Below are 15,149 nucleotides of genomic sequence, written 5' to 3'. Positions count from 1 at the left end.
TGCTCCTCAGCAATCCAGTCATCCAGCCGTTCAGGAAAAAGCGTCGTCTGATCTCGGCTGACACCCTCAATGAAACCTGCCATGCAAAACCTCCCAACCCTGCGTAAGCATAGCATAAATAGGGGTTTTTACACAGCCTCGGCGGAAGACCACCGAACCATCCGATCCTGCGCCATGCGCCTGAAACACGTTCTTGGCCAAATCCAGGCCGATGATGCTAACCTCTCCCATGGACGCTCCCCTCCGTAGCGATGCTTCAACACCCGCCACCTTGGCACACCGATGCCGACGGGGGGCGTCCACCCCATCGGTTACGTTTGCTCCGCCCTCCGGGCCTACCATTCCCGCACCGAATGCAGGCCATGCCACGGCCGCCGCCCGCGTGGTTCGCGCAGGCTTCGGTGTTTCTGGCTAAGGCGCGCCGTAAAGTGCGGCGGCGCGGGTTTCGAAGGCGCGCACGATGCGGCGCATCGCTTCGTCGAAGACCACGCCGATGACCTTTTGCAGCACGAAGTTGCGAAACTCGAAATCGACGAAAAACTCCACCTCGCAGCCGCCGCCGTCACGATCGGCAAATTGCCACCAGCTTTTGAGATAGCGAAACGGGCCGTCGAGGTATTCGGTGTCGATGCGGTGCGTGGCCGGGTCGAGCACCACGCGGCTGCCGAATTTTTCGCGGAAAAGCTTGAACGAAATCACCAGATCGATCGTTTGCACCTCGGTGCCGTCGGGCTGCGCGGCGCGCGACCGGATCCGCGCCGCCGAGTTCCACGGCAAGAATTCGGGGTAGCGCGTCACATCGGCGACGAGATCATACATCTCGGCCGCCGAATAGGGCATCATCCGTTTTTCGCTATGCGTGGGCATCCGCTCAATCCGCGTGACTTGAGCCGTCCTTTTGGGTAACCCCTGCACAGAAATCAAGAGGTCGCCATGCCACACCGCCCCTATGTCATCGACCGGATGATTTCAGCCAAGCGCATTGCCGCGCGGGTCGAGGCGCTGGCGCATGAAATCACCGATGCCTTCAAGGGCACCGACAAGCTGGTGGTGGTGGGCCTGCTGCGGGGCTCGTTCATCTTCATCGCCGATCTGGTGCGCGAGATCGACCTGCCGGTCGAGGTCGATTTCATCGAAGCCTCGTCATATGGCGCGGAAATGACCTCTAGCCGCGAAGTGCGGATACTCAAGGATCTGCGCTCGGGCATCGAGGGCCGCGATGTGCTGGTGGTCGAGGATATCGTCGATACCGGCCACACGCTTTTCCATGTCGTCAACATGCTCATGGCGCGCAAGCCCAAGCGGCTGGAGGTCTGCGCGCTGCTGGACAAGCCAAGCCGCCGCGAAGTGCCGATCAAGGCAACCTGGACCGGGTTCGAAATACCCGATGAATTCGTGGTCGGCTACGGCATCGACTTTGCGCAGCGCAACCGCAATCTGCCGCATATCGGCAAGGTCCGTTTCACCACATGAATCCGCGCTGGATGGTCCGCATGGCGCGCTGGGCGCACCGGCCGCCTTCCTGGGGGCGGGTGAAACTGGTGTTCGGCATCATCGCGGCGGGGCTTTTGCTGGTGGCGGTCGAACGCTACATCGGCTGGCCGGATTGGGCGACGCTGGAACCGGCAAGCAAGGGTGTGCGGCTCAAGCCCGGGCCGTGAGCGCGCCGGAAAACCCCGACGGCCCGCAGGCATTTCAAGGCCGGTGCTGATGCCACTCCGGGCCTTGTTGCCCGCGCCGTCACAGCATCGGCGGTGCCGGGCGCAACTGGCGGCCGATCGCGCCGACCCGGCCGAAGTCGGCCACAAGGCGGTGGCCGCCTACCTCAAGCGGGTGCCCCGGCGCAGCGACCACGGCAAGGGGCCGCGACGGTTGCACCCAAGGGCTGGGGCGGCTATAGTCGCGCTCACCCAAATCTGGCCCCGCCAGAACCAGAAAGCAAGGTCGGCGACCACGTGAGCAATACCCCAGAAACTCCTGAATCCGACGGCATTCCGGCGGCAGAGCACGCTGCGCGCCCGGCGCTTGTGCCAACCGTTTCAATCACTTCGGAAATGCGCACCGCCTATCTCGACTACGCGATGAGCGTGATCGTGAGCCGCGCCATCCCCGACCTGCGCGACGGCCTGAAGCCGGTGCACCGCCGCATCCTGTTCGCCATGTACGAGAGCGGCAACACCCACGACAAATCCTATCGCAAATCGGCGCGACCGGTGGGCGATACGATGGGCAAATACCACCCCCACGGCGATGCCTCGATCTATGATGCGCTGGTGCGCATGGCACAGCCGTTTTCGATGAGCCTCAAGCTCTTGGACGGCCAAGGCAACTTCGGTTCGATGGATGGCGATAGCGCCGCCGCGATGCGGTATACCGAAGTGCGGATGGACAAGTCCGCCACCGCGCTGCTGGCCGACATCGACAAGGACACGGTCGATTTTCAGGACAACTACGACGGCAAGGACCGCGAGCCGACGGTGCTTCCGGCGCGGTTTCCGAACATGCTCGTCAATGGCGCGGGCGGCATTGCGGTGGGCATGGCCACCAACATTCCGCCGCACAACCTTGGCGAGGTGATTGCCGCAACGCTGGCGCTGATCGAAACCCCCGATCTGACCTCGGAAGAGCTGATGGCCTTTGTGCCCGCGCCGGATTTTCCCACCGGCGGCCAGATCATGGGGCGCGGCGGCGCGCGCAAGGCCTATCTGGAGGGGCGCGGCAGCGTCATCATCCGGGCGAAAACCCGGATCGAGGAACTGCGCAAGGATCGTTTCGCCATCGTGCTCGACGAGATCCCCTATCAGGTCAACAAGGCGACGATGATCGAGAAGATCGCCGATCTGGTGCGCGACAAGAAGATTGAAGGCATCGCCCATATTCAGGACGAATCCGACCGTGTCGGCGTGCGGGTGGTGATCGAGCTGAAGCGCGATGCGACGGCGGATGTGGTGCTCAACCAGCTTTTCCGCTTTTCGCCGATGCAGGTTTCCTTCGGCTGCAACATGCTGGCGCTGAACGGCGGCCGCCCGGAACAGCTGACCTTGCGCGATTTCCTGAGCCATTTCATCGCCTTCCGCGAGGAGGTCGTGGCCCGCCGCACGGCCTTTGAACTTCGCCGCGCCCGCGAGCGCGCGCATGTGCTCTGCGGTCTCGCGGTTGCGGTTTCCAATGTCGATGAGGTGGTGCGCACGATCCGCACCAGCGCCGATGCCGCCGAGGCGCGCGAGCGGCTGATGACCCGTCGCTGGCCGGCGCACGAGATCGCCGAATACATCCGGCTGATCGACGACCCGAGCCACAAGATGAACGACGATGGCAGCTATAATTTGAGCGAGGTGCAGGCGCGCTCCATTCTCGATCTGCGGTTGCAACGGCTGACCGCGCTGGGGGTGAAGGAAGTCACCGACGAGTTGCGGGATCTGGCAATGAAGATCCGCGACTACCTTTCGATTCTCGCCTCGCGCGAGAGGATCATGGAAATCATCTCGACCGAACTCTGCGAGGTGCGCGATGCATTCGCGGTGCCGCGCCGCACCGAAATTGTCGATTGGGCGGGCGATCTGGACGACGAAGACCTGATCGAGCGCGAAGACATGGTGGTGACCATTACCTCGGGCGGCTACATCAAGCGCACGCCGCTGGCCGAATTCCGCGCGCAGCGGCGCGGCGGCAAGGGCCTTTCCAGCATGGCCACCAAGGAAGATGACGTGGTGACCACGCTTTTCGTGGCCAATACCCACACGCAGCTTTTGTTCTTCACCACCGATGGCATGGTCTACAGCCTGAAATGCTGGCGTCTGCCGCTGGCCGGGCGCACCGCCAAAGGCAAGGCGATTGTCAACATCCTGCCGATCCCGCAGGGGGTTTCCATCGCCGCCCTGACCCCGATCGATGCCCCCGAGGCGGAATGGGACGACCTGCAGGTGTTCTTCGCCACATCCGAGGGCGACGTGCGCCGCAATGCGCTGAGCGATTTCGCCAATGTCATGCGCAACGGCAAGATCGCGATGAAACTGCCCGAAGGCGTGAGCCTGGTGAATGCGCGCATCTGCGACGAGGGCGACGATGTGATGCTGGTCACCGCACTTGGCCGCGCGATCCGGTTTCCGGTGCCCGAGGTGCGGGTGTTCAAGGGCCGCGATTCGACCGGCGTGCGCGGGGTGCGGCTGGCGGCGGGTGACGCCGTGGTGTCGATGTCGATCATCCGGCATTTCGAGGCGGACCCGGCAGAGCGCGCCGCCTACCTCAAGCAGCGCCGCCTTGTGGCCGGGGTGATCGAGGACGAGGCTGCCGACGATGATGACGAGGCAACCGAGGCCGGGCAGCTTTCGCCCGAGCGCTACGCCGAGATGTCTGCCGCCGAAGATCTGATTCTGACCATCACCGCGCGCGGCGCAGGCAAGCTTTCCTCAAGCCACGATTACCCGGTGCGCGGGCGCGGCGGCCAGGGCGTGAAGGCCATGGATGGCGCGATGCGCGGCGGGCAACTGGTGGCCTCATTCCCGGTTTCGCCCGATGATCAGGTGATGCTTGCCACCTCGACCGGCCAGTCGATCCGGGTGCCTGTTGCGGGCATCTCGTTCCGGTCGCGCTCGGCGGGCGGGGTCAGGGTGCTTGATTGTGCGGCGGGCGAGGAAGTGGTTTCAGCGGCGCGCGTTGCCGACCAGGGCGACGATGCCGGGGAGGCCGCCGAGGCATGAGAAAAGCGCAATCTCTGCGCATTGGTGCAGAGGTTGCGCGCGAAAATGCCTGTTTATGTGCGCGGGTGTTCATAGTTTCTGGCGGCTCGTGCCCGCATGCCGCGGGTGTCACCGACAGGAACCAATATGAACTCCCTTACCCGATACGCCCCGCTCGCCGCCCGCATTCTGCTCGCGGCCATGTTTCTGCCTGCGGGCCTGATGAAACTTGGCGATGTTGCGGGCTTTGCGGGCTATGTCACCTCGGGTGGCCTGCCTGCGTTCCTCGCCTGGCCCGCGATCCTCTTTGAAATCGCGCTCGGGGCCTCGATGCTGCTTGGCTATCGCGCGCGCTGGATGGGGCTTGCGGGCGCGGGGTTTTGCCTGGCCACGGGCCTGCTTTATCACTTTCACCCCGCCGACCAGGTGCAGATGACCATGCTTTTCAAGAACCTCGGCGTGGCTGCCGGGTTTCTGATGGTGTTTGCGCATGGTGCCGGTGCACTTGCGCTCGACAAGAACTGACCGCTTTGGCGGGGTGCTGTGGTGCCCCGCCGTTTTCTGCCGCCGGGCTTGTGGCGGGGCGGAGTTTGGCGCAAAACTCCGGCAGGTTTTTCCGGAGGTCGTGATGCCCGCAGCCCAGCCCGAGGCCCTGCAATTTCTGCTCAGCCGCCGCTCGCACCCGGCCAAGACCCTGCGCGCGCCCGGACCCGACCGCGCCGCGCTGGAACCGCTCTTGACCGCCGCGCTGCGGGTGCCCGATCATGGCAAGCTGGAACCCTGGCGGCTGATCGTGCTGGCGCGGCCGGCGCTGAAGCGGCTGGCCGCTGCCGCCGCCGCACGCGCCGAGGCTTTGACGATGCCTGCCGATCAGGCCGCCAAGGGCATCAGCCAGTTCGCCGACAGCCCGCTGTGCGTGGCGGTGGTCTCATCGCCCAAGCCAAGCGACAAGGCACCCGAGGTGGAGCAACTGCTTTCGGCAGGTGCGGTGGCACTGTCGCTGCTCAACGCCGCGCTTGCCGCAGGCTGGGGGGCGGCATGGTTGACCGGCTGGCCCGCCTATGACGCCGAATTTCGCGCCGAGGCCCTGGGTCTGGCGGCAGGCGAAAGGGTGGTGGGCTTCGTGCATGTCGGCACTGCTGCCGGGGTCTCGCCCGAGCGGCCGCGCCCCGATCTGGCGGCGCTGACTGAATGGCGCGGCTTTTGATGCTGGGCGATTTCGTTTCCGCGCTGGGCGATCTTTTCCGCGCCCGCGCGCTTGGCGTGCTGGCGCTTGGCGTGGCGCTGTCGCTGGCGCTTCTGGTGCTTGTCTATGCGGGCTTCGTGCAACTGATCGACTGGACCACGCCGGATGTGCTGACCCTGCCCTGGGTCGGCGAGGTGCATTGGGTGCGCGATCTGCTTTCCTGGGGCTCGCTTGCCTTCATGCTGGTGGCGAGCTTTTTTCTGATGATGCCGGTGGCTTCGTTGTTCACCGGGCTGTTTCTTGAAACCGTCGCCGCCGGGGTTGAAGCGCGGCATTACCCGCGGCTTCCGCCCGCAAGCGGGGCGAGTTTTACCCAGAGCTTGCAAGACAGCCTGAATTTTCTGGCGCTGCTGATCGGTGCGAATATCGTTGCGCTGATCCTCTACACAGTGATGGGGCCAGCCGCGCCGCTCTTGTTCTGGGGCCTGAACGGCTACCTTCTGGGGCGCGAATACTTCCAGATGGTGGCGTTGCGCCGCCTCGACCGGGCGGCGGCAAAGGCGCTTCGGCGCAAGCACTGGGGCGAAATCTGGGTTGCCGGGGTGCTGATGGCGCTGCCGCTGACAGTGCCCGTGGTCAACCTTGTGGTGCCGGTGCTGGCGGCGGCATCCTTTACCCACCTGTTCCACCGCCTGCGTGGCGAAACAAAGGGCCGCGCCGCGCCGCGCTGATCGGGTTTCAGGCCTCGCCGGTCAATCCGGCTGCGGCGATCCCGGCCAGTGCCGCTTCGGCATCGTTTTCGGAGGTGTCGCCGGTCACCCCCACGGCACCGATCACCATGCCCTCGGCATCGCGCACCAGCACACCGCCCGGCACCGGCAGAACCCGACCCTGGAACACGCCGTTGAGCGTGGCCATGAAGCTGCCCTGCGCCGCGCGCGCCGCCTGCGCAACACCGCCCATGCCCAGCATCACCGCGCCGTAGGCCTTGGCGCGGGCAATCTCGAAGCGACCGGGGCTGGCACCGTCGGCCCGCTCGAAGGCGATCGGGTGACCGCCCGCATCCAGCACCACCACCGACAGGGGTTTCATGCCGTGTTCGTGCCCATGCGCGAGTGCCACCGAAATGATCCGCCGCGCCGCCGCCTGGTTCAACCGCATGCCGCCTCCTTCACCTGCATCCGCCGCGCGTGCAGGACCGGCTCGGTATAGCCCGAGGGCTGCACCCGGCCCAAAAACACCAGATCGCAGGCCGCCTGAAAGGCAAGCCCCGCGTAACCCGGAGCCATCGGCACATAGGCCGGATCGCCCGCATTCTGCCGGTCAACCACCTGCGCCATCTTGCGCAACGCATCCATCACCTGGCCCTCTTCAACCACGCCGTGGTGCAGCCAGTTCGCCAGCGACTGCGAGGAAATGCGGCAGGTGGCGCGGTCTTCCATCAGCGCCACGTCGTGGATGTCGGGCACCTTGGAGCAGCCGACGCCCTGATCGACCCAGCGCACGACATAGCCAAGAATGCCCTGCGCGTTATTCTCGACCTCGGCGCGGATTTCGTCTTCCGAATAGTTCACGCCGGTCGCAAGCGGGATGGTGAGCAGATCGGCCAGCCGCGTCGGCCGCGCCATCATGGCGATTGCGCGCTGGCGGGCGAAGACATCGACCCGGTGGTAATGCGTGGCATGCAGCGTTGCGGCAGTGGGGCTTGGCACCCAGGCGCAATTCGCCCCCGCCAACGGATGCGCAATCTTTTCCGCCAGCATCGCCGCCATGCGGTCGGGTGCCGCCCACATGCCCTTGCCGATCTGCGCGCGCCCGGAGAGGCCGCAGGCCAGCCCGATATCGACGTTGCGGTCCTCATAGGCCGAAATCCACGGCTGGCGCTGCATAGCGCCCTTTGCCACCATCGGCCCGGCCTCCATCGAGGTCCATATCTCGTCGCCGGTGCGGTCGAGAAAGCCGGTATTGATGAAGGCCAGCCGGTGCCGCGCGGCGCGGATGCATTCCTTCAGATTGACGCTGGTGCGTCGCTCCTCGTCCATGATGCCGAGTTTGACGGTGTAGCGTGGCAACCCGAGCACCGCCTCGACGCGGCTGAAGACCTCATCGGCAAATGCCACCTCGTCGGGGCCGTGCATTTTCGGCTTCACCACATAGACCGACCCGGTCACCGAATTGCGCGGCGCTTCGGACTTGCGCAGGTCGTGCAGCGCGCAAAGCGTGGTGACCATCGCATCCAGCAGGCCCTCGCCGATCTCGCGACCCTCGGCCTCAAGCACGGTCGCGGTGGTCATCAGATGGCCGACATTGCGCACCAGCATCAGCGCGCGGCCCTTGAGGCGCAGGCTGCCGCCGTGCGGGGCGGTATATTCGGCATCGGCTGCCAGTCGGCGGGTGAAGCTGGCGGCACCCTTGCGCACCTCTTCGGTCAGATCGCCGCGCATCAGGCCAAGCCAGTTGTGATAGGCAAGCACCTTGTCGGCACCGTCCACCGCCGCCACGCTGTCTTCGAGGTCCATGATGCTGGAAAGCGCCGATTCGAGCCGCAGATCGGCAATGCCCGCGCGGTCGGAACGGCCCACCGGATGGGCGCGGTCGATGCTGATTTCGAGGTAGAGCCCGTTCTGGCGCAAGAGCAGCGCCGAAGGTGCCATTTCGCTGCCGCGATAGCCCGCGAACTGCCCCGGCGTTGCCAGGCCCGCCGTGCCGCGCGGCCCCTCGGCCAGAAGCGCGCCAGCCTGCACGCAAAGATGCAGCACCTGGCCCCAGGCCATTCCGGCAAGTGGCACGACGTCGTCGAGAAACGCCTTGGCCCAGGCGACGACCTCGGCACCGCGCGCCGCGTCATATCCACCTTCCGGCGGCGGCGCGCCGAGCGCGTCGGTGCCGTAGAGCGCATCGTAAAGGCTGCCCCAGCGCGCATTTGCGGCGTTGAGCGCATAGCGCGCGTTGGTCACCGGCACCACCAGTTGCGGCCCGCAGAGGGTCGCGATTTCGGGGTCGGTCGGGCCGGTCTCGATGCTGAAATCCGGCCCCTCAGGAACGATGTAACCGATTTCCCGCAAGAACGTCTCGTAAGCCTTGGCATCATGCGGCTCGCAACGCCGTGCCAGATGCCAGGCGTCGATATGTTCCTGCAATTCGTCGCGCCGCTCCAGCAACTGGCGGTTGCGCGGGCCAAGGTCGGCAACCAGGTCCGCCAACCCTTGCCAGAAGCTGACCACCGCGATCCCGGTTCCCGGCAGAGCCTCGGCTTCAATGAAATCGGCAAGACGCGTGTCCACCTGAAGCCCGTGCTGCGGGGTTCGCTTGGTCATGGCATCTCCTCCTCGGTCGCCGCGCTCTTTATGAGCAGAAGCAGGTGCTCTGTCCAGCCGCCCATGAATTGGTCAGACGGGCTAACCACGCGCGGCGTTGCGTCTGGCTGCTACTGCGGCTGCAACACCCCTGATCGGGCCCGATGGCACGGTTTACCCCAATCACCACCTTTACACCCGTGTTCAGCGCGAAAGGCGTATCGAATACACGCTGCTGCGGGGTGAAAACGGGCCGGGGCACGCCGAAGCCCTGATCACTTTCGAAGACCTCGGCACCGCGACCAGGGTGAAGATGGCAATGGTTCTGGCCAGCGCCGAAGAATACGAGAAGGTCAGAAGTTTTGGCGCCGTCGAACTTGGTCTGCAAACCCTGGGCAAGCTGGCGCGATACGTCGGGGCCGCGTGACCGGGCGCGCGGGGAGGCCCTTGAAGCTGCCCCCGCCGCCACATAGGCTTTGCCGGAACGCCGACCGGAGAGCCCGATGAAAGATGCGACACCGCAGACCATCCGCCTTGCAGATTATGCCCCCTACCCCTTCACGCTCGATGCGGTGACGCTGACCTTCCGGCTTGCGCCAAAGGCGACGCGGGTTATCGCGAAAATCCGCCTGACGCCGCGCCAGCCCGGTGCCGCGCTGGCGCTTGACGGCGAGCATCTGCGGCTGATTTCCGCCGCGATCGACGGGCAGTCGCTGAGCGCCGAAGATTACATTCTGACCGACACCGGGCTGACCATCCACCCCGCCGCCCTGCCCGATGCCGCCTTCACGCTCGCCACCGAGGTCGAGATTGCGCCCGAGGGCAACACCGCGCTGCAGGGGCTTTACATGTCGCGCGGCATGTATTGCACGCAATGCGAGGCGCAGGGCTTTCGCCGCATCACCTTTTACCCCGACCGCCCCGATGTGATGGCGCGCTTTACGGTGCGCGTCGAGGCCGATCTGCCGGTGCTGCTGTCGAACGGCAACCCCACGGCATCAGGCCCCGGCTGGGCCGAATGGGTGGACCCCTGGCCCAAGCCCGCCTACCTTTTCGCGCTGGTCGCGGGCGATCTGGTTGCCCACTCCGGCAGCTTCACCACCATGTCCGGCCGCAAGGTCGCGCTCAACATCTGGGTGCGACGGGGCGACGAGGACCGCTGCGGCTTCGCCCTGGGCGCGCTGCAACGCGCGATGAAATGGGATGAAGACGCCTATGGGCGTGAATACGACCTCGACATCTTCAATATCGTCGCGGTCGATGATTTCAACATGGGTGCGATGGAAAACAAGGGCCTCAACATCTTCAACGCGAAGCTGGTGCTGGCCAGTCCCGACACCACCACCGATGGCGAATACGAGCGCATCGAAGGCGTGATCGCGCATGAGTATTTCCATAACTGGACCGGCAACCGCATCACCTGCCGCGACTGGTTCCAGCTTTGCCTGAAGGAAGGGCTCACGGTATTCCGCGATCAGCAGTTCACCTCGGACATGCGTTCCGGCCCGGTCAAGCGCATTGAGGATGTGCTGACGCTGCGCGCCCGCCAGTTCCGCGAAGACCAGGGGCCGCTTGCCCATGCCGTGCGGCCTGAAAGCTATGTCGAGATCAACAACTTCTACACCGCCACGGTCTATGAAAAGGGTGCCGAGGTGATCGGCATGCTGCGTCGGCTGGTAGGCGATGCTGGCTACCGCCGCGCGCTCGACCTCTATTTCGATCGCCACGATGGCCAGGCGGCGACCATTGAAGACTGGCTGGCGGTGTTCGCGGATGCGACGGGGCGCGACCTTGGCCAGTTCAAGCGCTGGTATTCCGATGTCGGCACGCCGCGGCTGAGTGTCGAGGAACACTGGCAGGAGGGCACCTACACGCTTGAATTCACCCAAGTAACGCCGCCGACCCCGGGGCAGCCCGAGAAGGCACCACGGGTGATTCCGATTGCGGTGGGGCTGCTTTCACCCAACGGCGACGAGGTGGTGCCGACGCAGGTGCTGGAAATGACCGAGGCGCGGCAACGGTTCAGCTTTTCCGGCCTCGCGGTGCGGCCGGTGCCTTCGTTGCTGCGCGGCTTTTCGGCACCGGTGGTGCTTGAGCGCAGCGCGACAGCCGCCGAGCGCGCCTTTCTGCTGGCGCATGACACCGACCCTTTCAACCGCTGGGAGGCGGGCCGAAGCCTGGCGCGCGAAGCGCTTTGCGCGATGGTTGCGGGGGCCGCGCCCGCGCCCGAGCATATCGACGCCGTCGGCCGCCTGATCCGCGATGGCGCGGCTGACCCGGCGTTTCGGGCGCTCTGCCTGCGCCTGCCGGGCGAGGAGGAAATTGCCACCGCGCTTTTTGAACGCGGCACGGTGCCTGACCCCGATGCAATTCACGCCGCCCGTGGGCGGCTGGCGGCGGCGCTGGCGCAGAAGCACGAAGCGGTGCTGAGCGAAATTCATGATGCCATGGCGGTACCCGGCCCCTATGCGCCCGATGCGGGCCCCGCCGGAAAGCGCGCGCTGCGGCTTGCCGCGCTGGCGCTGCTTTCGCGCATCGATGGCGGGCGGCGGGCGCAGGCGCTGTTCGATACCGCGCCGAACATGACCGAAACCCTCGGCGCGCTGGCCTGCCTGATCGAGTCGGGGCAGGCCGATGCCGCGCTGGCCGGGTTCCGCGCGCGCTGGTCTGCCGACCGGCTGGTGATGGACAAGTGGTTCATGGTGCAACTGGCCCATGCCGACCCGGCAAACGCGCCCGCGCTGGCAGCACGGCTTGCCGCCGACCCCGCCTTTGAATGGAAGAACCCCAACCGCTTCCGCGCGCTGATGGGCGGTTTCGCGGCCAACCATGCGGGATTCCACCACCCATCCGGCGCAGGCTACAGCTTCTACGCCGACTGGCTGATCAAGCTTGACCCGGTGAACCCGCAGATGGCGGCGCGGATGTCCACCGCCTTCGAGACCTGGCCGCGCTATGATGCGGCGCGGCAGGCGCTGGCGCAGGCGGCGCTGGCACGGATCGAGGCGCTGCCGGGGCTGAGCCGCGATATGGGCGAAATGGTGGCACGGCTGGCGAAAGCGAATCGCTGAAAGGCCCGATTGCCGCTTCCTTGCGGCGGGATTGGCCGTGCAGACGGCACAATCCGCCTCCGCCGTTGGCGCTGTTGCGCCCCGCGCAACGGTGCGATGCGCGCCGCCACAATTGCCATAATTGCGCCATATTTCGCTGGCGAAAGGGCCTCATGCAAACGCTTGACGCCTTTGAATTCCGCAACCAGGGCAGACGCCCTGCCATGTATGCCGCGCTCGGGCTTGGCATGGGCCTTACTTATGTGAACCACAGGCTTGATGCGCCCCTGCTCGCCTGGGTGCTGGTAAGCTGCCTGCTTGCCGTCGCGCTGCACGCGCTGGCGTTCAACCGCGCGGCGGGGCTGCGGCTCGGGCGCGGGCGGCTTGAGGTTTTTGACGGTGCGCAGCGGCGCAATCTGGCGCTGGCGCGGATCAGCGGTGCCGAGCTTGGCCGCCGCTCGTGCCTCTTGCATTTCACCGACGGCTCGCGGCTGGCGCTGCCGCGCGCCGCCTTGCCACCGTCAAGCCGACTCGCCGAAGAGCTGCGAAACTGTGGTGTGCCTGTCAGGCACGGCACGATGCGCGCGACGATGCCGGTGCTTGCGCGGCGCTGACACCCCGGCCTAATCCCAGACCTCGGCACCAATCCCAAGCGCCTCAGCCTGGGCAACCAGCCCGCCAATCCGCGACAGCATGGCAGGGCCAGCCCAGAGGGTCAGCGTGACCTGCTTTGGCCCGACCGCAAAGATGCAATTGGGCGTGGTGCCGCTGTTCGACCCGGCAAAACAGGTGGCCCGCTGAAGCGCGCCCCAAGCTGGCCCCGGCCGCAGCGGCGGCACCAGCGACAACACCAGATCATAGGGCGAATAGCCGAAAAATCCGCCTCGGTAGAGCCAGGGGACCAGCCGCCAGGCGCGCCGATGCCAGCCCAGCACCGCGCTTTGCCACGCCTGAACGAATATCGGTGTCGGCCCGCGCGCCGTGATGGCCGCAGCGGTGGCACGGATGGTTGCCGCTGCCGTGGCTTCGGTGCGCAGCCGGAACTCATCCATTCGCACATTCAGAAAGCCGTCATCATGCAAATGCGCGCGCGCCTTCGGCAGCGTCGAATAGGCAAGGCTCAGGCGGCGGCGACGGGCCGGATCGTGCCGGGTTGCATGCAGCACCAGGCCGAACAGAAGCGCGCGCTGCGAAACACCAAGCCGCCGCGCCGCCGCCGCGACATTGGCCCGATCGAGCGCGACGCGGGCAAAGCGAAACCCGCCCGACGGCTTGCGCGGCACCCTTGCCGCGATGAGAAAGCCAAGCCAGAGCAGCGGCAGCATCAGCGCAATGGCCAACCGCTGCAACGGGCGCAGGTGCACATCGACAATCGGGCGCGCCTCGTGCTCTGCGCCGCGCCCGCGCAGAAGTGCTGCGATGTCGCCGCCTTCGGTTACCCCGTGGGTTGCCTCGAACACCACCACTGCACGGGTGCCGCGCGCATCGGGGGCTGCCGCCGCAAGGCAGCGCGCCCGGAAAGCGGGCCTTCCGGTATTGGCGAGCGGCAGCGCCAAGGCCGCCTCGAGCGCGCCCAGCGCCAGGTCGGGCTGGTGCAGGTCATTGTATTCGGCAGCCGTGTCCGGCGGCGTTGCGCCGGTCAAATAGTGACCGTCGCGCTCAAGGCTTTCGTGCCAGCAAAGTTGCGGGGCAAGGCGCAGCGCGCGCGCCACCATGGCGTGAACGTCCGCTGGTGCGATCGCATCGGTGCAAGCGCAGATCAGGTGCACCCGGTTGCCTGAATGCGCCAGATACCACTGCACATTGGAAAACGGCCGAAATGGCGGCAGCGTGTCGGACACCCGGATTTCCCCTTCCCCGGCCTAGCCTTGCCAATCGCCGGGGCGATGTCAACTGAACGGAAAAGGCAGCCGAAGCTCAGGCGGCCGGTCTGCTCAGCGCGTCCGCGGTGGCTGCAAAAGGCGCATGTAGGGGTTCAGCACCCGCAGCCTTGCGCCAAACCGGTCGCGGGCGGCGGCGGTGCCAAGTGCTGGCGATACCATCAGCGGATCTCCCGGCATCCAGCCACCCGGTGCCACCAGATCGTTATGGTCGGTGGCACGAAGCGCATCGATCACCCGCAGAACTTCCTCGAAGTCGCGCCCGACATTCAGCGGGTATTCAAAGATCATCCGGATCCGCAGCGACGGGTCGATGATGAAGCCTTTGCGTACGCAAAGCAGCGCATCTTCATGCGGGTGCACCATGTCGCAAACGCTCACCACCCGCCCCTCGGGGTCGGAAAGCAGCGGAAAATCGACCGTGACCCCGAAGATGCGCTCGATCTCGGCGATCCACGCCTGCTGGACTTCCGCGCTGTCGGTGGAAATGTTCAGTGCCTTGGCACCGCGCCTGGCCAATTCGTCGCCATGCGCCGCCACATCCGCGATTTCGGTGCTGCAAACCGGGGTCTCTGCCTGCGGATGGCTGAAAAAATAGACCCACGACCCTTCGGCCCAATCGTGAAAGTGAAATTCCCCATCGCCATAGGGAATTGAAAAATTGGGGAAAATATCGCCAAGCCGCGGTATCCACCGCAGATGTGTCGCAAAGCCCGTCGGAACCTCGATCGTGGCTCCGTTCGGAGACGCATTTTGCCCGAAAAGGGACATGCCCATGGTTCAACCCCTGCCTTTGTTCCGATGAAACCGCTGCAACGCCCTTGAACCCACGATTGTCGCCAATATGACCACAACTGTTCACTCTACAGTTGAATTGTGTCGCATTTCCGGCAACGCAGGGGAAAGCTCTGCCTGCGTGATCGTGTCCCACGGCGTGGTGTAGGTTCTGGCTGAGGTGGTCACCGGCGATTTCCGGCTAGGGTCTGGTTGCTTACACCAACCTTGACCGAGAGGACCACCGATGACCGACGAGATGATGAACCTGCGGGCGCTTGTTG

Annotated in this window: 14 protein-coding genes; 9 read left to right on the top strand and 5 right to left on the bottom strand. The window is 65.5% G+C overall.

All coding sequences use genetic code 11. The features are described from left to right. Positions 1-411: 411 nt before the first annotated feature. Positions 412-867 (bottom strand): type II toxin-antitoxin system RatA family toxin, encoded by a 456-nt coding sequence (locus Q8J98_RS04660; RefSeq protein ID WP_305293348.1) that lies wholly within the window; start codon positions 865-867, stop codon positions 412-414. A 66-nt stretch (positions 868-933) separates the two neighbouring features. On the opposite strand from Q8J98_RS04660, the gene hpt reads away from it, so the two are divergent. The 6 genes from hpt (at position 934) to Q8J98_RS04630 (ending at position 6,596) form a co-directional block, all read left to right on the top strand. Beyond that, on the top strand, positions 934-1,473 hold the full coding sequence (gene hpt, locus Q8J98_RS04655) for a hypoxanthine phosphoribosyltransferase (RefSeq protein ID WP_305185980.1): 540 nt from the start codon (positions 934-936) through the stop codon (positions 1,471-1,473). Positions 1,474-1,493: 20 nt separating this feature from the next. After that, positions 1,494-1,661 (top strand): hypothetical protein, encoded by a 168-nt coding sequence (locus Q8J98_RS04650; protein WP_322215045.1) that lies wholly within the window; start codon positions 1,494-1,496, stop codon positions 1,659-1,661. Positions 1,662-1,955: 294 nt separating this feature from the next. Beyond that, complete coding sequence (gene gyrA / locus Q8J98_RS04645; RefSeq protein WP_370868059.1) at positions 1,956-4,700, top strand: DNA gyrase subunit A; 2,745 nt, start codon at positions 1,956-1,958, stop codon at positions 4,698-4,700. Between the two features lie 126 nt (positions 4,701-4,826). Continuing rightward, positions 4,827-5,204: a DoxX family protein gene (locus tag Q8J98_RS04640; protein ID WP_305293347.1), complete on the top strand. Its 378-nt coding sequence runs from the start codon at positions 4,827-4,829 to the stop codon at positions 5,202-5,204. 103 nt (positions 5,205-5,307) lie between these two features. After that, positions 5,308-5,886: a nitroreductase family protein gene (locus Q8J98_RS04635; protein WP_305293346.1), complete on the top strand. Its 579-nt coding sequence runs from the start codon at positions 5,308-5,310 to the stop codon at positions 5,884-5,886. Further along, on the top strand, positions 5,886-6,596 hold the full coding sequence (locus Q8J98_RS04630; RefSeq protein ID WP_305293349.1) for an EI24 domain-containing protein: 711 nt from the start codon (positions 5,886-5,888) through the stop codon (positions 6,594-6,596). The genes Q8J98_RS04635 and Q8J98_RS04630 overlap by 1 nt, the downstream gene beginning before the upstream one ends. Positions 6,597-6,603: 7 nt before the next feature. Here Q8J98_RS04630 and Q8J98_RS04625 read toward each other — a convergent pair whose 3' ends face one another. Both Q8J98_RS04625 and Q8J98_RS04620 read right to left on the bottom strand, forming a co-directional pair. After that, positions 6,604-7,026, bottom strand: a complete 423-nt coding sequence (locus Q8J98_RS04625) for a heme-binding protein (RefSeq protein ID WP_305293345.1) — start codon at positions 7,024-7,026, stop codon at positions 6,604-6,606. Beyond that, complete coding sequence (locus tag Q8J98_RS04620; RefSeq protein ID WP_305293344.1) at positions 7,017-9,182, bottom strand: malate synthase G; 2,166 nt, start codon at positions 9,180-9,182, stop codon at positions 7,017-7,019. Before Q8J98_RS04620 ends, Q8J98_RS04625 begins: the two co-directional genes overlap by 10 nt. 97 nt (positions 9,183-9,279) lie before the next feature. Between Q8J98_RS04620 and Q8J98_RS04615 the strand changes: the two genes are divergently transcribed. The 3 genes from Q8J98_RS04615 (at position 9,280) to Q8J98_RS04605 (ending at position 12,825) form a co-directional block, all read left to right on the top strand. Continuing rightward, complete coding sequence (locus tag Q8J98_RS04615) at positions 9,280-9,588, top strand: SRPBCC domain-containing protein (RefSeq protein ID WP_305293343.1); 309 nt, start codon at positions 9,280-9,282, stop codon at positions 9,586-9,588. Between the two features lie 76 nt (positions 9,589-9,664). Then, entirely contained in the window at positions 9,665-12,232 is a 2,568-nt protein-coding gene (pepN, locus tag Q8J98_RS04610) for an aminopeptidase N (RefSeq protein WP_305293342.1), read from the top strand. 152 nt (positions 12,233-12,384) lie between these two features. Then, positions 12,385-12,825, top strand: coding sequence for a hypothetical protein (locus Q8J98_RS04605; RefSeq protein ID WP_305293341.1), 441 nt, complete (start codon positions 12,385-12,387; stop codon positions 12,823-12,825). Between the two features lie 9 nt (positions 12,826-12,834). Here Q8J98_RS04605 and Q8J98_RS04600 read toward each other — a convergent pair whose 3' ends face one another. Both Q8J98_RS04600 and Q8J98_RS04595 read right to left on the bottom strand, forming a co-directional pair. After that, complete coding sequence (locus Q8J98_RS04600; RefSeq protein WP_305293340.1) at positions 12,835-14,052, bottom strand: hypothetical protein; 1,218 nt, start codon at positions 14,050-14,052, stop codon at positions 12,835-12,837. Positions 14,053-14,145: 93 nt separating this feature from the next. Beyond that, the gene (locus tag Q8J98_RS04595; RefSeq protein WP_305185970.1) at positions 14,146-14,868 is read right to left on the bottom strand and encodes a redoxin domain-containing protein; all 723 of its coding nucleotides are present in this window, start codon (positions 14,866-14,868) and stop codon (positions 14,146-14,148) included. Positions 14,869-15,149 lie beyond the last annotated feature (281 nt).

Source organism: Phaeovulum sp., from assembly GCF_030684035.1.
Lineage (GTDB): Bacteria > Pseudomonadota > Alphaproteobacteria > Rhodobacterales > Rhodobacteraceae > UBA6213.
Note: the sequence above shows the minus strand (reverse complement) of the source record. Positions and strands in the feature narration are given on the sequence as shown.